Here is a 20536-nt window from a genome sequence, read left to right as displayed (position 1 = left end):
CCTGGATTAAATAGTGAAATGAGCATTTGCTAAATAGATAAATTGACAGACCGCCATCGTCGCGTAGCATCCAGATGGAAGAAAAAACTCTATTGTCAAACTGGAACGATCAGGGAATTCGTGATCTTCACTCAGATCAATAACTTTTATGTAGGTATGTACAATGGTTGGCCGCAAACTCTGTTTTTCTGCTTTTTTTCCATCGGTAACTTCGAAGCGGGTAAATGGATACCAAGGCATTGCTGCGGCAAATTCCATTACATCAGAATAAGTCTTGGGTAAAATATAGGGTATTGATGATCGCACCACTTTTAATCCTTCATGATATCGCTGGAATTCTTGTGCTACGAGATGATTCCACTGATAAGAGCCGTAAGAGGCATAATAAAAAGAAAGCCTCCTAGGATCTAATTGATGGAAAAAATGTATGGGTTTTCCTTGCCATTTTTGGGCTGCCAGTGCTTCTGGCGACTCCGATTGACATATTAATGATAAGGCTTTTTTCCATTCATTATGGTAAACAGCCTGCCCAATAAGATGGGTTGTAGAAGGTCCTCCAGGTACGCCGAACCTTTGTGTATCATAATAATTAATAAAAGCATGATTATGTGATGGCTGTTGTGCCAAAGTATGGGAAATGGCTTTATCTAAATTACGGATCACAATGCGAAAACTATTACCTACTAGCTGACCAATCTTTATTTTTTCTTCAAAACAGCCAACTTCGTGCAATGAGAGCCATTTCCCTGATGTCATATCCCAGCGGGCATTGATGGCACTGATATCTATCTCTTGTGATAAAGATTGAATAGATATTCTCTGACTTGTTACGCCATCTTCATCTTTTAATCCAGCATACCCAATATAGCTTTGTGGTATTTCCAATATATTGGCAATATTGGTAATGGCTTCAGAGGTTGTTATTCCCTCTTTGCGTAATTGAAAATGCCAGATTTGTTTTTCTATTGATGGCTTATAGAATCTAGAAACTTCCTCAACGAGAAAATCTGTAGGCACTTTTTTGAGACAATACTGAATATCCCTGTAGAGAAAGGTATCGGGTGAATATTTTAAAAAAGGTGTGGCGAGTTCGCTGTTATTCATTAAAATATTTCCAATTTTTAAAGCATGGTTTTTCAATGGTCAGATAAGTTTCACTGTTTTTATATACTAATTATATAAAAACAGTATGTAAAAACGTTATGCGTTAATAATGATCAACTTTCTTTAGGGAAATAATCATCAAGGCTTCCTTCTCGCCAAATATCCGTTGTAGCACAGTGCAAACCGCCCCCAAAAGGATAGGCATCCCGGAAAGGCACAGGAATGACTTCAAATCCCAATTTATCCAACTGTTCTATTTGATAAATTTCGCTTTCTTCCACACAAACTGTTTTTTCATCAAGTGACAGGATATTCATTGAGAGCCATACACTTGAATAACATAATGGCGGTGATTGATGATGTGCGGGCGATGCAGCTTCAATAATTTGCCAGTCATTACGGATAAATAGTTGTCTGAATTCAGGCAATAAGGGTCTGGTAGGATTATTTAAAACTAAGCCAGGACGTAAAGGTAATAGTGTACAGTCAATATGGCTTGGGAAAGGATCACCAGGAAAATTGATAGGACGAATGCGATAATCAGGAAAATGGCGCTGCAACCAGTCAATGCCTTTCATGTTTGTCGTAAAACCATGCTGCACGAAAAGATCTTTCCCACATCGAACAATATCAGCAGCCTCAAAAATCGGTTCTTCTTCTGTCGTGACAAACTCTTTTTTCGTTACCCACTCTTTTCGCGTTTCCATGCTGATTTCTTCAGATAAATAACCATGTCGGTAACTGGCATCTGATAACCGAGGGCGAGGGGCTGATTCATGCCGCATCGTTGTATCTTCTTTCATATAAGCAGAAATTAAAGGTCGGTAACATAAATACTCAAAGAAACGAGATCTGAAACTCATTGTTGCTTCTAGAATCTCCCGGTCAACAGTAATGAGGACATCTCTTGGTGGTTGGCAACCGAACATAGTGCCTTGAGTGAAATCAGGGGATTGTACAGAAGTGTTAAAATTTAATGGAGTTGGACGATCAACACGAATTCCACGTGAAGTCAGTATCGAAGATAACCCATCTAGTTGTACATTCGCTGCATCAATTGATTCCTGACTCCTTGGTCCATAACGACCACGCATATCTGAATTTTCTGGAATACGGGCCATAAATGCGGGTTCGGGAGGGGGAATACATGCATTATCTGCACGACCAACAATAACATGTCGTAATTTTCCCCATTCTGTATGACATTCTACATGAACAGGAATATTGTTTGGTTTGTGGTTATTAATGGTATCAATAGTTTTAGTCAAAACATTCTCCTTTAATATATCTTTTAATATTTCTAGTTTCTGCCACGTTTAACTTTAAATCTATTGGCTATAGTTATTCTAAAAATAGAAATATAACATTATTAATCTGATGCACACGAATGGTTTAGTGAGGTGACATTTTCATTTAAGTGAAAATAAAAAATTTATTTTGATTAAAGATGAGGTTTATTATCATTAAAATCAATTCGAATTTTATTTTGTAGAGTTAATTAAAAGTTAAACCGACAACTAATTTTTATTGGTTTTAGGTAAATTGGAATGGGCTGATTTTATCAAAATGTAGATTTTGTATTAAAGCATATTCTTGACACCTAAATATGAATTATATAACCTTACATTTCATTTGTTAAGTTTTTGTTTTTTATTGGTGGGACTATGATTTTATCAAAAAAAATAAATCATTTTTTGAGTGTCGCGGAGTGCGGATCTTTTAAAAATGCATCTAAAAATATTCACATAAGTCCGCCCGCACTCTGTAAAAGTATTGCTGATATAGAGGATTCATTGGGATTTAAACTATTTAATCGCTCTAATGCTGGAGTAACTCTGACAGAAGAAGGGGTAAGTTTATATAAATATTTATTACCAATACGTGATAATGTCGAAAGTATTAAATCTAGTTTTCCAACTTCATTAACAAAAAAAGAGATCAAAGTAGGAACAGATAGTTACAATAAATCATTTAATAAATTGATAAGTAAAGTAATTGAGAATGGTCAAATTGATCTTATTAGTGAAATGTACCATTTCGATGAACATCGTAGTAAATTACTTTCAGGAGAACTCGATCTTTTTATTTCCACTCATCCTCCAGTGGAAGATAAATTAGAAAGAATTTCCTGTAAAATAGATGATCATGAGTCTGAAGTATTTATTGTTTCAGAAAAATTACTGGATAAGAATAATTCATTAGTTGATTTGATTCGTAATGAAAAAATGATACTTCATTCTGGAATAACAAAACATCCATTTTTTGATGAATTATTGACATATAGGAAAGAGAATAGAATTAACACTCAAATATTGGTATTTCCCGATATTAGTCATATTATAGATTTTGTTTCCTTTGATATCGGTTATTCAGTTGTTAATAATGCAATATTGGATTCAAATTATCTAAAGAGTGCTGGTTTGAAAATTATTCCTAATACATTGTTTTTATCTGAATTATCCAGTTATATTTATTATTTAAAAAGAAAAGAGTCGGAGTTGATTCATTATATTAACTAATTATATTAGATGATTAACTATTTTATCTGTATTTGTAATAAAAAGATAAATATCCATTTTCCCAATGATAACCTTTAGCAATTGTGCAGTACGTCTCATTTTAATCTGATAATAATGTTTATTATCCCGTTCAGTTATGATCTGTATAAGAAAGGAATAACGATGCGTAAAGTAATTCTGGCATTCAGTGTGATTGCGCTTGCTTTTGGCCTAAACGGTGTGACACAGGCAAAAGTGTTTATGCCTGAGCAAGTTAGTCAAGGGGTAACAGCAGCAGATTTAGCTCAACGTCAGGCTATTCATTGGGTTTCGGTGGAGCAGATTGAAAAAAGTTTGAAAGGGCAACCTCCAATGGCTGTTGGGTTTGATATTGATGATACAGTCATGTTTTCCAGTCCAGGATTTTATCGGGGAAAATTGGAATATTCACCCAATGATGAAAGCTATCTGAAAAAAACTGAATTCTGGGAAAAAATGAATAATGGATGGGACAAATTCAGTATGCCGAAAAAAATTGGTATTGAATTAGTTCAGATGCATTTGAAACGGGGTGATGATATTTATTTTATTACAGGGCGTACAGCAACTAAAACAGAAACTGTCACTAAGTACGTACAAGAAGGTTTACATATTCCTGCTGATAAAATGCATAATATTATTTTTGCAGGAGATGAACCCAATAAGAATGATAAAACTAGCTGGATGAAAAATCATAAGTTGAAGATCTACTATGGTGATGCAGATGCTGATATTGCTGCGGCACGTGAGCTAAATATCCGTGGCATTCGTATCTTGAGAGCGTCAAATTCTTCTTACCGGCCTTTACCTAAAGCGGGCCGATTTGGAGAAGAAGTAGTCATTAAATCTGAGTATTAATCTGAAAAATTTAAAGAATTAACATTGGGTAAGGGCACTCTAGGTGCCTTTTTATTTTTTAAGATAAGAGTAAGTTAATTCATTATAGTGAAAAATTTTTTTTGTTCGATACCATTGGGTATATTTTGTGGTTCTCTATCTCAATGGAAAATTATATATATAATTACTACTATTCTTTTCTGATAAAATAGGTCCGCTAATAATTAGAATAAATCATTGGATAGCTGCATACATAATAAGGTGAGGTGAGTTATTATGGCGAAGAATACAGTCAGATTACTGAGAATTTTTTTTATTTGTAGCGCATTGGCCGTATCAGAGGGAGCCTTTGCAAATCAACAAAATGGATTGTCATCAAGTGGTATGCAACAATTACCAGTAGAGCAAAAAAAAGAAGATTCTATTGTTTCACCTGATAAGACTATTCCTATTTCTCCAGTGATTTCTATTGATGAAAATCGAAAACAGTTGCAAACTTGGTTACCGCAACAAGTAAAACCGATATTCCTTGATCGTTTGGCAGCTTTATATGCTGATAATAAGATGAAACCATTATGGTCAGATAAAAAATCCATAAAACAGTTTGAAGATCAATTAGTTGAAATGTCACTGGCTGGTTTTCAGCCTCAATTTGAAAAATGGCTGATACAACTTCATTCTCCCGAGTTAAGTGACATGGGGCGTGATATTATTTTATCTGATGCCATGTTAGGTTATCTCCATTTTATAAATAATGTTAATAAGAAGGGAAGTTTATGGTTATATAGTCAATCTCCCTATAAAATTGAATTACCTCCCGCCTATTTAATCGATACATGGCAAAAATATATCAATGATAGTAATACTCTATCTTATATGACGAGCTTATTACCTAATCATCCTATGTATGAAAATATGCATAAGGAAATGCTGGCTCAATTGGCTGATAAGAATCCATGGACTGAGTTTTCGTTTAAAGGAACTTTAAGACCTGGGCAAAGCAGTGAAAGTGTTATTGCACTAAGGAAAATATTGGCTCGTTCAGATATGTTGGATTTATCTGTTGCTAAACCCGATAATCAGATTTATGGCAAAGAATTAGTAGCGGCTGTAAAACGTTTTCAAGCCTTACATGGATTGTCAGCCGATGGAGTTATCGGTAAATCCACTAAAACATGGTTAAATACGACACCACAAACCCGTGCCCGCATTATGGCATTAAACATCCAACGGTTACGGATTATCCCCGGTGGTATGCCTACAGGCATCTTTGTTAATATTCCTGATTACTCGCTTTTCTATTATTTAGATGGTAAAGAAGTATTAAGTTCTAAAGTAGTTGTTGGACGGTCCAGCCGAAAAACACCCATCATGAGTAGTGAATTGAATAATGTGGTGATCAACCCTCCGTGGAATGTGCCGACTAGTATGACTCGAAAAGATATTGCACCAAGAGCGATGCGTGATCCAAGTTATTTTCGTATGCGTGGTTATACGGTTTTTTCCAGTTGGAGCAAAGATGCCAAAGTTATCGATCCTGCATTGATTGACTGGAATGTAGTAACACCGGGCAGTTTCCCTTATCGTATAAGGCAAGCTCCTGGCCCAACTAATTCATTGGGGCGTTTCAAATTTAATATGCCAAATTCAGAAGCAATCTATTTACATGATACACCTAATCAAGCTTCTTTCAGTCGGGAAATGAGGGCTGTTAGTTCTGGCTGTGTACGTGTAAATAAAGCACCTGAATTGGCTAATATGTTATTAGGAGATGCGGGTTGGGATAAAACTAAAGTTAGTAATTCATTGAAAACATGGTCAACAAAGTATGTAAATATTCCCGAAAAAATTCCTGTATTCCTCTATTACCAAACAGCTTGGGTTGATGAGGAAGGGAAACCACAATATCGGGCAGATATCTATGATTATGATATGAATGCAAGACAACATTCAGAGCTTCTGTCCAAGATTTTGGTAGCTAAGAATGCTTTATAATTTTTCTGTTACTAACAATGCTTGAAGGTATAAATTTAAGATTTATATATATGTTATAAGTGGTGAAGAAAATATTATTTTCTTCACCACTTATTATGTATTGCTGATTATTTTTTCTTTTGATTGGCTTTTATAATTAATACGAAAGATATCTGTTAATGACATAACATAACTAAAATTTAATCTATATTTAATATGATTTGCATTATGTTAGATTGGTCACAATAATGGAGTGATAAATTTACAATAATATACAAAAAAATTTAAACTAATTTTTATTTGCTGATGTCTTATTAGTCGGTTAAGCTAACATATTAATGAGTTTTTAAATTTATTAAGATATCAGAGATTAGCAGAGCATATTATCCATGAATAACATTGATCACGATCGCCGAAAGTGGCTCGGCGTAAGTGTGGCTGCATTGGGATTAAGTTTATTACCCCAATCCGCTTTAGCTGCATTGACAACGCCACGTCCTAGAATTTTACGTTTTGATAACCTGCATACCGGAGAAACACTCAAAGCTGAATTCTTTGATGGTCATCGGTATGATAAATCAGAATTATCTCGCCTGAATTATTTCTTTCGCGATTTTCGTCAAAATAAGGTTAAAACTATTGACCCGAAATTATTTGATCAAATCTATTTATTGCAAATGATGATGGGAATAAATAAGCCTGTTCAATTAGTTTCTGGTTATCGTTCACTGATGACAAATAACATGTTACGTCAAGCCAGTGGCGGGGTGGCAAAACATAGTTACCATACCCGTGGGCAAGCGATGGATTTTCATATTGATGGTGTTCAACTCACATATATTCGTAAGGCTGCACTAAAAATGAAGGCAGGGGGCGTAGGTTTTTATCCAAAGAGTCATTTTATTCATATTGATACAGGCCCGGTCAGGACGTGGTAATCTTATTAATCAACTAATCTTATTACCAATAGTGAGTCTTGACTGTGGAGTTAAACAATATAATGAAATACCACATTATCCCCGTCACGATGGCAATGCAAAATTGTACATTGATTTGGTGTGAAGAAACTCAGGAAGCAGCGATTGTGGATCCCGGTGGTAACGCCGAGCAACTTATTGCCGAAATAAAGCGTCGTGAGCTGAAACTAACCCAAATTTTGCTGACACATGGTCACTATGATCATGTTGGTGCTACCGTTGACGTTGCGAAGCATTTTGATGTCCCTGTTTACGGACCGCATAAGGGAGATGCTTTTTGGATAGAAGGTCTGGAAATTCAATGCCAAATGTTTGGTGTTGAACCATGCCCCTCTTTTACGCCAGATCGTTGGTTAGATGAGGGAGATACATTGCAAATTGGTCATATTGAGTTATCCGTTTTGCATTGTCCGGGGCATACACCAGGGCATATCGTCCTTGCTAACCACGCCGATAAATTAATCTCAATGGGAGATGTGCTATTTAAGGGTAGCATTGGTCGCACTGATTTTCCTGGCGGGAGTTATGATGAGCTGATTCAGTCTATTAAGGAAAAAGTATTACCTTTGGGAGATGAATATCAATTTATTCCCGGTCATGGACCCATGTCAACATTGGGACACGAACGAAAAACCAATCCATTCTTGCAAGATTGATTGGAAACATTTTTCTTGTTGTAACGAATAGCGCAAGGATAGTGTGTAAAGAAGATAAAAGCCGCCTTATCAGCGGCTTTTGGAAAAAGATATCAGATACTCAAATGAGATTAGAGTACTTGATATTAAAGCACTGCAACGATAGCTTCACACAGAGGAACCATGTTCTCCAGTGTTAAGCCTGCTACGTTGATGCGACCAGAGCTGACCGCATAAACACCAAACTCTTCACGCAGACGATCAACTTGTTCTTTAGTCAAACCGCTGAATGAGAACATGCCATTTTGAGTGATAATAAAGCTGAAATCTTGTTTCGCACCTTTTTCTTGTAAGGTGTTCACAAACAGTTGGCGCATACGTTGAATACGTTCACGCATTGTTGCCAATTCTTGAATCCATTCCGCTTTCAGATCGTCGTCGGACAGAATTGTCGTAACAACGGAAGCACCGTGTGCCGGTGGGTTAGAGTAGTTGGTACGCACAATGGACTTCGCTTGGCTGAATGCTTTTTCTGCGGTATCGCTGTCTGCTGCAACGATGGTACAAGCACCAACACGCTCATTGTACAGGCCAAAGTTTTTGGAATAAGAGCTGGCAACGATCAGTTCATTGTGATTTCTAGTAAAGATGCGCAGACCTTCTGCATCTTCATCCAACCCTTTGGCAAAACCTTGGTAAGCAAAATCGAACACCGGCAGCCAGCCATTTGCAGCAGATAAATCTGCCAGTTTTTGCCATTGTTCAGCGGTTGGATCGATACCAGTTGGGTTATGGCAGCAACCGTGCAGCAGAACCACATCACCAGCTTGTGCTTCAGACAGGCTTGCCAACATGCCATCGAAATTCAGGGCATGATTTTCTGCATCATAATAGTTGTATTCGCAGATCTCTAAGCCAGCGCTGGAGAAAACACCTTTATGGTTTGGCCATGTTGGATTGCTGATCCAGACGCGCTTTGCACTGGTCTGTTTAGCAATAAAGTCGGCAGCAATGCGCAATGCGCCGGTTCCACCTGGGCTTTGTACAGTACGGGCGCGTTTGTCAGTTACGATAGGATTGGTTTCGCCGAAAAGCAGTTCTTGAGTGACACGGCCAAATTCAGGTAATCCACTAATTGCCAGATAATTTTTGGTGGTTTCGTTTTCCAGCAGGAATTTCTCTGCTTTTTTAACGGTGGTCAGGACTGGGGTTTTACCGGTTTCGTCTTTGTAAACGCCGATACCTAAGTTGATTTTATTTTCACGGGGATCGGCTTTAAAGCTATCCGCTAAACCAAGAATAGGGTCGGCAGGCGCTGTTGTGATTTTCTCAAACATTTTTTTGATTCCAAGACTCGGAGAGTTAAGTCCAAAATAAGTTGTACGCCGCTCAGGGTAACCTTAAGGAATCCATTTGCCAACCACTTGTAGCAAAAAGAATAAAATCTTGTGAAGTAGTTTACGGAGTAAGAAAAAGAGCCTGAAAAAACAGGGAAGTAAAACGTAAAAGCAGCGCTCCAGCGCTGCTTTTTCTGAGATAAATGTGTTTAACTTTTCGCTAAACCGTTTATCAGCAGTGATTAGAACTGATAAGTCAGGCCAACACCGAATACGTTGCGAGCGTTTGTATCGCCGCCTTCGTTTTTGTCCAACAGGTTGATTTTATAATCAACGTAGGTAGACAGGTTTTTGTTAAAGTAGTAGTAAGTACCTACAGAAACATATTTAACCAGATCTGCGTTGAAACCTTTGGCACCGTCGTTACGTGTCAGATCCTTACCTTTGGATTGAACGTAAGCCAGAGATGGTTTCAGACCTAAGTCAGAGAACAGATATTGTGCAGTCAGTTCGATGTTTTGAGTTTTATTAGCGATACCGTCAAAGCGATCTACTGTGCCGCGGTTGTGTTCATGACCACCTTTACCTGGAGTCATGTTACGGGTTTCGCCGTACATAGCTGCCAAGTAGACATTGTTAGCATCGTATTTAGCACCGATATTCCATGCTTCAGCACGCTTACCATGAGCATTTTCATTTTTCCAATCATTGTTTCCACGATTAGAATTGGCGTAAGAACCACCAACAGTGATGCCGTAACCTACGTTATAAGTGGTAGACAAACCATAGCCATCGCCATTAGCCGTTTTTTCGTCGCGGTTCTTACCATTTTTGGTGCGCTCTTTGCTGTTTTGACCTTGGTATTGCAGAGCAAAGTTCAGACCATCAACCAGACCGAAGAAGTCAGTATTGCGGTAAGTCAACAGACCAGTAGAACGACCAGTCATGTAGTTGTCAGTGTGAGACATGGAGTCACCACCAAAGATTGGCAGTACGTCAGTCCATGCGTTGACATCATAGTTTACGCCGTAGTTACGACCGTAATCCAGTGAACCGTAGTTAGCGAATTTCAAACCAGCGAAAGCCAGACGAGTTTTAGTCTCTTGTTTACCTTCTGTGTCGTTAGCATTCAGGTTGTATTCCCAGCGCCCGAAACCAGTCAATTGGTCAGAGATCTGAGTTTCGCCTTTAATGCCGATACGAGCGTAAGAATCATCGCCATCTTCTTTACTTCTTTTATCAGAAAATTGATGACGAACGTCTACTTTACCGTACAGATCCAGTTTGTTGCCGTCTTTGTTAAAAATTTCAGCCGCGTTTGCTGTACCAGCAACCAGCAGAGCTGGAATTACCACTGCAAGAATATTGCGTTTCATTATTATTACCCTCATTGGTGTTATTTAGACACCTGCCACTGCCAGAAATAGAACACTAAAAATTTTTGGAACTATTTGTGGGTATCGAGTGTCTTATTAGTCGGCGACCAGTGTTCCATTGGTAATGAATTTTATCTACCCTCAAAATGCTACAAAAGCATAAAATCAGTAACAAATTGAAAATAGATATTTCAAAATGTAAATGTCAGGGAACTTTTTTTATGTGCTTTTCATCATAAAATGAAAAAAGCCAGTTTTCACTGGCTTTTCGAAGGATTGATTTCAGCTTATTTATTGACCTGATTCATTAGAAACTTGCATTTCTTGGTGTCCGAGGGAATGGGATAACGTCACGAACGTTGGATACGCCAGTCACATAAGCAACCAAACGTTCAAAGCCTAAACCGAAACCGGAATGAGGAACGGTGCCGTAACGACGCAGATCACGATACCACCAGTAATCTTCTTTATTCAGGCTCATTTCTTCCATGCGCTTGTCCAGCATATCCAGGCGCTCTTCACGTTGGGAACCACCGATGATTTCACCAATGCCCGGAGCCAGAACATCCATCGCTGCGACGGTTTTACCATCTTCGTTCATGCGCATATAGAAGGATTTGATGTCTTTTGGATAGTTCTTCATGATCACTGGCGCATTGAAATGTTTTTCTGCCAGATAGCGCTCATGCTCTGATGCCAAATCAACACCCCAGAAAACTGGGTTTTCAAATTTCTGGCCGCAATTTTCCAGAATTTCTATCGCATTGGTGTAATCCAATTGGATGAAATCAGAATCGACAAACTTTTCCAGACGAGTGACAACTTCGCTATCAACACGTTCTGCAAAGAAAGCCAAATCATCGGCACGCTCTTCCAATGCCGCTTTGAAAACATATTTCAGCATGTCTTCGGAGAGTTTGGCGATATCATTCAGATCGGCAAAAGCCACTTCTGGTTCAACCATCCAGAACTCTGCCAAATGGCGGCTGGTATTGGAGTTCTCTGCACGGAAAGTTGGCCCGAAGGTGTAAACTTTGCTTAATGCACATGCATACGCTTCACCGTTTAACTGACCGGATACCGTCAGGAAGGCTTCACGACCGAAGAAGTCTTGGCTGAAATCCACTTCGCCTTTATCTGTGCGCGGCAAGTTTTGCATATCTAAAGTGGAAACGCGGAACATTTCGCCAGCACCTTCTGTATCTGATGCGGTGATCAGAGGTGATGATACCCAGAAGAAGCCTTTTTCATGGAAGAAACGATGCAGAGCCTGAGCCAGTGTATGGCGAACACGAGCAACTGCGCCAATCAAATTGGTACGTGGGCGAAGATGAGCCACTTCACGCAGGTATTCAATACTGTGACGTTTGGCCGCCATTGGGTATGTATCAGGATCATCAACCATACCAACGACAACGACTTTAGTGGCTTGTAGTTCAAAAGACTGGCCTTTACCCTGTGATTCCACCACAGTCCCCGTGATTTCTACAGAACAACCCGTGGTTAAATTTAATACTTCATCCTGATAATTAGGTAAATTATTATTAACGACGGCCTGTAATGGATTAAAGCAGGAACCGTCATAGACGGCGAGGAATGAGATACCAGCTTTAGAATCTCTCCTTGTACGTACCCAACCGCGAACGGTGACTTCGCTGTCAACCGAAACACAGCCTTGCAGTACATCGACTACAGGCGCTACGCTCATAAATTTCTCTCTTTTTTATACAGTGGATTAATAACTAGATAGATTTACCATAAATACCCCCTCATCAGGGAGCAGATCTTCTATCTTACTTGTCATATTTCAGGAAACAAGAGGAAATTGCGGGTCTTAATGAGGAAACAGGGGAAAAGTTATTTTTTATTTGCGTAACCAACTTTATATTGGTTACGCAAAAGACAATTAGCTGGATTATACCGCTTTCTCTATATAGGGAATATCAAATGCTCGACGTAACCTATCGACAAATTCATCATCTTCACAGATGGTTTTTCCGGGACTATCTGAAAGCTTCGCTACCGGTTTACCATTGCATTCGACGAGCTTGATAACGATATTCAGTGGCTTTATACCCGGTATATTACAGGTTAGTCGTGTGCCAATACCGAAAATAACGTTAATTCTCTTGTGGAAATGACGATACAGCGCCAGTGCTTTTTGCAGATCCAAACTGTCAGAAAACACCAATGTTTTCGTCATTGGATTGATACCCAGCGATTGATAGTGTGCTATGGCTTTTTCACCCCACTCTATAGGATCGCCAGAATCATGGCGCAGACCTTGATAAGCTGTTGCCAATGATTTGTCAAAATCTCGCAGGAAAGCATCCATGGTGATGCAGTCAGTCAGAGCGATGCCTAACTGGTTTGGATACTCATTCAGCCATGTTTGCAGAGCGGCTCGCTGACTGTTGGCCAGCTCAGGGCTAATTTGTTGATGGGCCTGAAACCATTCATGGGCTTGTGTACCGAGAGGAGGGAGATCAAGCTGCTCTGCCAGTTGATAATTACTGGTTCCGATCAAATAGGGGAAGCTATTTTTCAGCTCATTGATAATGGCATATTGTACTTCATGAGAAAAACGACGGCGCGTACCAAAATCCATTAATTTAAAGCCAGATAGATCGATATTTTCTGCTGTAGCGTCTTTATAAAACAGTTCAATCAGTTTTTTCAGCTGAATAACGGCATCTTCTGGTGTTATTTCAGGTGAGCGATGACGATGAACCAATTCGCTGATCAGGGCAAGCAGAGGCACTTCCCACAAGATCACTTCGCTCCATAAACCAGAAATACGGATGGCTAATTGTCCTTTATGGGTAACAGAAACTTCTACTTGTTTGGGATTAAAGCGGAATGTTTTGCACCAGTTCAGGTAATCCTTTTTAAAGAACGGGAGGCGAGAAAGATAATCGACTTCGCGTTCTGTTAATGCTAAGTCTGCCATCATGTCAATTTGATGACGTAATGTCTCGGCGTATTCTCCGAGTAGCTCATCGCCACGGCAACGAAATTCTGCAACAACAGGAATATTGTTGTAATGGTGGTAAACTGCTTGCTGCATGTGAAACTTATAAGCATCAGTATCAAGCAGCGATTTAATAATCGGGGTAGCGTCTAAAGTCATGGCGCGTCAGGCATCCTCGCGGAGCGTATTCGTGTCAGCTAAATCGATAAAGTCGGGAGAGTATACCGTGATTATTCGGTTATTGAAGCCATATAGGTACATATATTTTCCCGAATCTAAAGATTAAGGTTAATCCATTTATAGATAATATCATGTTAAATGAGATATGAGATGACAATTAGCACGAAAGTACTAATATGCTGACTACATCATTTATACCTTTATTTAATAAGTTATTAACATATGAAAAAAGAGACTAATTGATTGAAAGAATGGTTTCTCTATGGCAGCGTTAGCGCTTGGTCTGTTTCTATGGAAACGCAATATGTCAGGCGCTTTGTAGCTAAGGTCATATATAAGGTTATATAGATGTTACATCTATACCTACTAAAAGCATGCCTACTAAAACGTACCTGTTAAAAATATGCTTATTAAAAGTAATGGAAAAGGTTCCCTATGACACAACAGCGACTCGTTAAACACCGTCTGGATTATAAAGCACCAGATTACACAATTACCGACATTGATCTCGATTTTGATCTGGGTGCTGAAAAAACAACAGTGACGGCAATCAGTCAGGTAAAACGTCTAGCTAATGATATTACTCCATTGCTTCTGGATGGAGAAAATCTCACGTTAAAAAGCATCTATATAGATGATAAAGCATGGGAGCATTATCAGGCACAGGATGGGCAATTACTGATTGAACAACTGCCAGCCCAGTTCACTCTGAAAATTGTGAATGAAATTAATCCATCAGCAAATACAGCACTTGAAGGGCTGTATGTGTCTGGAGATGCCTTGTGTACCCAGTGTGAGGCCGAAGGATTTCGTCACATCACTTATTATTTGGATCGTCCAGATGTTCTGGCTTGTTTTACTACTCGCATTACTGCGGATAAATCCAAATATCCGTTCCTGCTTTCCAATGGTAACCGTATTGAGCAAGGAGAGCTGGAAAATGGGCGCCATTGGGTGAAATGGCAAGATCCATTCCCTAAACCTGCTTATTTGTTCGCATTGGTTGCGGGTGATTTTGATGTTCTGCGTGACACGTTTGTAACCCGCAGCGGCCGTGAGGTTGCACTGGAACTGTTTGTTGACCGAGGCAACTTGGATCGTGCTGACTGGGCCATGACATCATTGAAAAATTCGATGAAATGGGATGAAACTCGCTTTGGTTTGGAGTATGACCTTGATATCTATATGATCGTCGCCGTTGATTTCTTCAATATGGGCGCGATGGAAAACAAAGGACTGAATGTCTTTAATTCCAAATATGTATTGGCAAAAACTGAAACCGCAACAGATAAAGATTATCTCGCTATTGAAGCAGTGATTGGTCATGAGTATTTCCATAACTGGACAGGAAACCGCATTACTTGCCGCGATTGGTTCCAGTTAAGCCTGAAAGAAGGGCTGACCGTATTCCGTGATCAAGAGTTCAGTTCTGATTTAGGTTCACGTTCTGTTAACCGTATCAATAACGTGCGTATCATGCGTGCTGCACAGTTCGCTGAAGACGCTAGCCCTATGGCTCATCCTATCCGTCCCGATCAGGTGATGGAAATGAATAACTTCTATACGTTGACCGTCTATGAAAAAGGCTCGGAAGTTATCCGGATGATCCACACCTTATTGGGTGAGGAGCAATTTCAGGCAGGTATACAGCTTTATATCCACCGTCATGATGGTAGCGCTGCAACCTGTGATGATTTTGTTCAGGCAATGGAAGATGCTTCAAATGTCGATTTGACACTTTTCCGTCGCTGGTATAGCCAGTCTGGGACGCCTGTACTGACTGTTAGTGACGAATACGATGCTGAAAAACAGCAATATACTTTGCACGTTAGTCAAATGACACCATCAACGGCAGATCAGAAAGAGAAACAACCATTACACATTCCTCTGGACATTGAGCTTTATGATGAACAAGGAAAAGTAGTTCCGCTGCGTCGTGATGGTCAGCCTGTACACCATGTTTTGAATGTCATTAATGCAGAACAATCATTTGTATTTGATGATGTTTTATCACGGCCTGTTCCTTCTTTACTGCGTGAGTTTTCTGCACCAGTGAAATTGGATTATCCATACAGTGATGAGCAACTTTCATTCTTGATGAAACATGCTCGCAATGAGTTCTCTCGTTGGGATGCAGCGCAGACATTACTAACCAATTATGTGAAGCTGAATGTTGTTCGCAGCCAAAAATCCCAGTCACTGGAATTGCCAATGCATGTCATTGATGCTTTCCGTGCTGTATTGCTGGATAAAGATATCGATCCGGCCTTGGCTGCATTGATCTTGACTTTGCCATCTGAAAATGAAATGGCAGAATTGTTTACGGTCGTAGATCCTAAAGCTATCCATGATGTCATTTGTGCAATGGCAAAGGCGCTGTCTAATGAAATAGCTGATGAATTTGCTGCGGTTTATCACAGCCTCCATACAGGCGCATACCGTGTGGATCATCAGGATATTGCGAAACGTGATTTGCGTAATACCTGCCTCTATTATCTGGCCTTTATGGATGACAAAGAGCTGGCTGATAAATTAGTGGCGGCACAATATTATCAGGCTGATAACATGACTGACAGTATCGCTGCTTTGTTTGCGTCGGTGTCTGCTGAATTGCCTTGTAGTTATCAGTTAATGGATGAGTTTGATCAGCGCTGGCATCAGAATGGTTTGGTCATGGATAAATGGTTCAGATTGCAAGCAACCAATCCGGCCTCCGATGCGCTTGGTAAAGTCCGTGGCTTGCTGGAACATCGTTCTTTCAGCTTGAGCAATCCAAACCGTGTTTATTCGCTATTAAGGACGTTCTTTACCAGCAATGCTGTGGCTTTCCATACTGAAGATGGCAGTGGATATCAATTCTTGGTGGAAGTGTTAACGGATTTGAACAGCCGAAATCCTCAAGTTGCATCAAGTTTGATTAATCCCTTAATTCGTCTGAAACGTTACGATAAGAAACGTCAAGTCTTAATGCGTACGGCATTGGAACAGTTGAAAGGATTGGAAAACTTGTCTGGTGATTTGTTTGAAAAAATTACCAAGGCACTTGAAAGTTAATATGTAATATATCCTCTGGTTATTGCCAGAGGATATCAGACTACTGACAAACTCCATTTAAAATAATGGAGTTTGTTTTTTCATAATCCTATCGTTTCCTTGTTCAGACAGCGTTTATACGCCATATCCGGCAGATATATTTTAGGCTGGCAAAAATAAAATATATCTGCGTTGAGAATACGGAATGAATATTCAAACCAGTCAACTGAGTGAAATTAATAGCAATGATATTCTTTTTGTCTGCTCATGGAAGGGCTTTTTTGTTTACTCATATAATGGTAAATTAGCCTCCTCTTCCAGTTACGCAATGCAGCAATTATATATGTATGGGGTTGTGCATAATTTAAAATGTATAACTGACAATTCCGACGTAAAAAGTTATAAAAAACAATAGGTTAATTTAAATGTGTTATTCTCTAGTACGGAAGGCATTGTTCCAGCTTGATCCTGAACAGGCACATGAGCTTACTTTCCGCCAGCTCAAACGTGTTGCCGATACTCCTTTCGAATTTCTCATCCGCCAGTCCGTTGCCACTAAACCCGTTACTTGCATGGGGCTGTCTTTTAAAAATCCACTCGGCTTAGCCGCTGGTCTTGATAAAAACGGTGATTGCATTGATGCGTTTGGTGCGATGGGCTTTGGGTTTGTTGAAATAGGGACAGTAACGCCGCGCCCACAAGCTGGAAATGATAAGCCAAGATTATTCCGTGTGGTTGAAGCGGAGGGAATCATCAACCGGATGGGGTTTAATAACCTTGGGGTAGATAATCTGGTTGAGAATGTTAAACGGGCAAAATACGATGGGATTATCGGAATCAATATTGGTAAAAATAAAGATACTCCGGTCGAAAATGGAAAAGATGATTATTTAATTTGCATGGATAAAGTTTATCCTCATGCAGGCTATATCACTATCAATATTTCTTCTCCTAATACGCCTGGTTTGAGAACATTACAGTACGGTGATGCACTGGACGACCTCTTATCTGCGGTTAAAAATAAGCAAAGTGAACTTCAGCAAAAGTTCCAAAAGTATGTTCCTGTTGCTGTTAAAATCTCTCCCGATCTTTCAGAAGAAGAATTAATAAAAATTGCTGATAGTTTAATGCGCCATCATATTGATGGGGTTATAGCAACAAATACCACATTGGATAGAAAGATTATCGAGGGTTTGAATCACTGCCAGCAAGCTGGAGGATTAAGTGGACGCCCTGTCCAATTGCGCAGCACAGAAATTATCCGTCGCCTTTTCCAAGAATTAAAAGGTGAAATACCAATTATTGGTGTCGGTGGAATTGATTCATTGGTTGCGGCCAGAGAAAAAATGGAAGCAGGTTCCTCATTAATTCAGATATATTCCAGTTTTATCTATAAAGGGCCAAAACTCATCAAAGATATTGTTAATCATATCTGAATATTTCTTGAAATTTGAGGGTGGTGGTTTATTTCTGCCCTCAATTCGTCTATATTTTGTTTTATAGATTAAAATTTATTATTTATTTTTGACTTTTTATTTCGGTGATAATGCTTATTTTTAACCAAAAAAGCTATTTTAAGCATAAAAGGGTAATCAATGAAAATTAGACCTGATGACCAGTGGCGTTGGTATTTTGATCCTGAGCATAGCCGTGTCATGCTCGATCTCGCTAATGGCATGGTTTTTCGTTCTCGCTTTCCTGTCAAAATGTTGACTGATTATGCCGTTACAATGAAAGAAATGTCATTCTCAGTTGATGATGCTGCGCTTTTTTACGCTTTCGAAGAACATTCACGTCTTATTCATATCGCTCCGGCGCTTAGAGCTGAATTAGCTTTGAATGGAGTGGTTGCGCTGCGCTTTACGAAACCACAAATGCCTAAAAGCTGGTATTTTTCCCATTTTTCTTTAATAGAAAAACCAGAATCCGGTGAAATTGTTCAGCTTCAATTACAGGATAGTGGCACTAAGGCACTGTTTATGGTCGCAGAAGTTGGCGATAATGCCAGTTTATGCCTGCTGGCACAGCAAAAGTTAGAGTTGAGTGATCGTGTAATGAGTTTTTGTGATCCCATTAAAGTAATGAATGATCGCATGATGCCTTATATCGAGCCAGCTCAATTATCGATGTATGATAGGGCAATTTAGTGCCATTCTAATAACATTATTAAGCCCGTTATTTCTATCAATATCAATGTCATTGATTGCGTTTGAACACATATGATCAGATATCTTTATAAGATCAATCAACGGAATAACTTTCTTTCATAATATTTTCCCTGCCTAAAAACCGAACAATAAAAATCCTATTAAAATTAATAAGATAAATGTGAATATAAACATCAGACAGGTGGTTTTACTTATACTGCCTAATGCAAATGCTATCATCATATATTATTAATGCTTAGCTTAATTCAATGACTAAATCATTTTTAGGTATACAGCTACATGCCAGAATTTTTCCATTATTTTTGATGGAGGTTGATTTTAATGGCAATACATCCCCTTTAATCAAGGATATCTTACAGGAGCCACAAATTCCGGCACGACATGAATAAGGGATTCGAATACCTTGATTTTCGAGCTGTTCTAAAATAATTTGCTGATTATTTCCGACAAAATGCTGTCCATTAAATTCAATAGAAATTGCTTGCTGAGTAACTTCTTTTATAGTCAAATCAGTCGATTTCTCACCACAGCCATATTCGCGTGGTGTTTTCTTTTCCAAGATGGTGACACGATCACCAACTCGGATAATGCCACGATTACGGGCAATTGCATTCTGCCCAAAATCAACCGCGCCATTTTCTTTGGCCGTTCTGAAAGACTGTAGTGTAGCCAGCGGCTCACCTTTTGGATTTTTACGGCCTTTTTCCGGACTGACTGTTGTCAAAATACAGCGGCTGCATGGTTTTGGTAGATCGAAAACAATATCTCCGATTTGAATGACTTGCCAGCTATCCTCTTCAAAAGGTGCTGCACCTGTGACAATGATGTTGGCACGGAACTGCTCTATTTTAATGCCGGCAGGGCAACGTTGTTGCAGAGCATGAAAAGAGGCTTCATTGATAATTAAATAGGGGAAACCATCTGCAAATGATAAAGAAATACCGGGGAATTTTTTGACCCGTCGTGTGAGTTCCTCACTGAGCCAGCGCAATTGTACAAGTGTATCAAAAAAGCCACTTAGCCAACAGTTCACCAGCTCAGGGGCGACCAAAGCAGTAAAATGATTTCCCCAAACTTCGGTCGGGAAACGCTCCTCTTTAAAATCATTGTAAAGTATAGTTGCACTCTCTCCGTTTGGAGCCTGTAAATACAGACCATTATGGAGCATAGTTGGGGTAAACAGTAGCATCTGTGGGTATTGGCGAGCCGTAATAAAAGTACCGTCTGTTGTGGTTATCATAAAGCTGCGATCAAATATCAGGCCACTTTCATTAACGAGGGAATGAGAGAGTTGCAATCCGCGCATGGATTTGACGGGGTGGGTATAGAGACGCGACAGAGTTATCATCCAATATTTCCAGAGTATTTTTATTTTTTATCGTATCAGCAACTTTATGACATGTTGTT

At 39.3% G+C, this 20536-nt stretch carries 15 protein-coding genes; 8 read left to right on the top strand and 7 right to left on the bottom strand.

Annotation, left to right across the window (positions count from 1 at the left end):
• Positions 1-6: 6 nt before the first annotated feature.
• Both truD and PSI23_RS03560 read right to left on the bottom strand, forming a co-directional pair.
• Positions 7-1104 carry a tRNA pseudouridine(13) synthase TruD gene (gene truD / locus PSI23_RS03565; RefSeq protein ID WP_273553788.1) on the bottom strand — a complete coding sequence of 366 codons (1098 nt, stop codon included), beginning with the start codon at positions 1102-1104 and terminating at the stop codon, positions 7-9.
• Positions 1105-1217: 113 nt separating this feature from the next.
• Positions 1218-2372 carry a serine/threonine protein kinase gene (locus PSI23_RS03560; RefSeq protein ID WP_273553787.1) on the bottom strand — a complete coding sequence of 385 codons (1155 nt, stop codon included), beginning with the start codon at positions 2370-2372 and terminating at the stop codon, positions 1218-1220.
• Between the two features lie 396 nt (positions 2373-2768).
• On the opposite strand from PSI23_RS03560, the gene PSI23_RS03555 reads away from it, so the two are divergent.
• From PSI23_RS03555 to PSI23_RS03535, 5 genes are all read left to right on the top strand, one after another.
• The gene (locus tag PSI23_RS03555) at positions 2769-3623 is read left to right on the top strand and encodes a LysR family transcriptional regulator (protein ID WP_273553786.1); all 855 of its coding nucleotides are present in this window, start codon (positions 2769-2771) and stop codon (positions 3621-3623) included.
• 162 nt (positions 3624-3785) lie between these two features.
• The gene (aphA, locus tag PSI23_RS03550; RefSeq protein WP_273553785.1) at positions 3786-4499 is read left to right on the top strand and encodes an acid phosphatase AphA; all 714 of its coding nucleotides are present in this window, start codon (positions 3786-3788) and stop codon (positions 4497-4499) included.
• Between the two features lie 255 nt (positions 4500-4754).
• Positions 4755-6473 (top strand): L,D-transpeptidase, encoded by a 1719-nt coding sequence (ldtD, locus tag PSI23_RS03545; protein WP_273553784.1) that lies wholly within the window; start codon positions 4755-4757, stop codon positions 6471-6473.
• 368 nt (positions 6474-6841) lie between these two features.
• Entirely contained in the window at positions 6842-7390 is a 549-nt protein-coding gene (mepK, locus tag PSI23_RS03540; RefSeq protein ID WP_273553783.1) for a peptidoglycan L,D-endopeptidase MepK, read from the top strand.
• Positions 7391-7452: 62 nt separating this feature from the next.
• Positions 7453-8085, top strand: coding sequence for an MBL fold metallo-hydrolase (locus tag PSI23_RS03535; protein ID WP_273553782.1), 633 nt, complete (start codon positions 7453-7455; stop codon positions 8083-8085).
• Positions 8086-8210: 125 nt separating this feature from the next.
• On the opposite strand, the gene PSI23_RS03530 is transcribed toward PSI23_RS03535, so the two are convergent.
• The 4 genes from PSI23_RS03530 to pncB form a co-directional block, all read right to left on the bottom strand.
• Entirely contained in the window at positions 8211-9401 is a 1191-nt protein-coding gene (locus tag PSI23_RS03530) for an amino acid aminotransferase (protein ID WP_273553781.1), read from the bottom strand.
• Positions 9402-9643: 242 nt separating this feature from the next.
• Entirely contained in the window at positions 9644-10777 is a 1134-nt protein-coding gene (locus tag PSI23_RS03525) for a porin (protein ID WP_273553780.1), read from the bottom strand.
• Between the two features lie 307 nt (positions 10778-11084).
• A complete protein-coding gene (gene asnS / locus PSI23_RS03520; RefSeq protein ID WP_273553779.1) occupies positions 11085-12485 on the bottom strand; it encodes an asparagine--tRNA ligase in 1401 nt (466 codons plus the stop codon).
• Between the two features lie 207 nt (positions 12486-12692).
• A complete protein-coding gene (pncB, locus tag PSI23_RS03515; protein WP_273553778.1) occupies positions 12693-13907 on the bottom strand; it encodes a nicotinate phosphoribosyltransferase in 1215 nt (404 codons plus the stop codon).
• Between the two features lie 456 nt (positions 13908-14363).
• Here pncB and pepN point away from each other — a divergent pair, with 456 nt between their 5' ends.
• The 3 genes from pepN to PSI23_RS03500 all read left to right on the top strand — a co-directional run bounded on the left by pepN (position 14364) and on the right by PSI23_RS03500 (position 19108).
• Positions 14364-16982, top strand: a complete 2619-nt coding sequence (gene pepN, locus PSI23_RS03510; RefSeq protein WP_273553777.1) for an aminopeptidase N — start codon at positions 14364-14366, stop codon at positions 16980-16982.
• A 404-nt stretch (positions 16983-17386) separates the two neighbouring features.
• Entirely contained in the window at positions 17387-18397 is a 1011-nt protein-coding gene (pyrD, locus tag PSI23_RS03505; protein WP_273553776.1) for a quinone-dependent dihydroorotate dehydrogenase, read from the top strand.
• Positions 18398-18556: 159 nt separating this feature from the next.
• Complete coding sequence (locus PSI23_RS03500) at positions 18557-19108, top strand: cell division protein ZapC (RefSeq protein ID WP_273553775.1); 552 nt, start codon at positions 18557-18559, stop codon at positions 19106-19108.
• A gap of 256 nt (positions 19109-19364) precedes the next feature.
• On the opposite strand, the gene PSI23_RS03495 is transcribed toward PSI23_RS03500, so the two are convergent.
• Positions 19365-20477 carry a YcbX family protein gene (locus tag PSI23_RS03495; RefSeq protein WP_273553774.1) on the bottom strand — a complete coding sequence of 371 codons (1113 nt, stop codon included), beginning with the start codon at positions 20475-20477 and terminating at the stop codon, positions 19365-19367.
• Between the last annotated feature and the right edge of the window lie 59 nt (positions 20478-20536).

The organism is Xenorhabdus yunnanensis (genome assembly GCF_028598805.1).
Lineage (GTDB): Bacteria > Pseudomonadota > Gammaproteobacteria > Enterobacterales > Enterobacteriaceae > Xenorhabdus > Xenorhabdus yunnanensis.
This window is presented reverse-complemented; position numbering and strand designations above follow the sequence as displayed.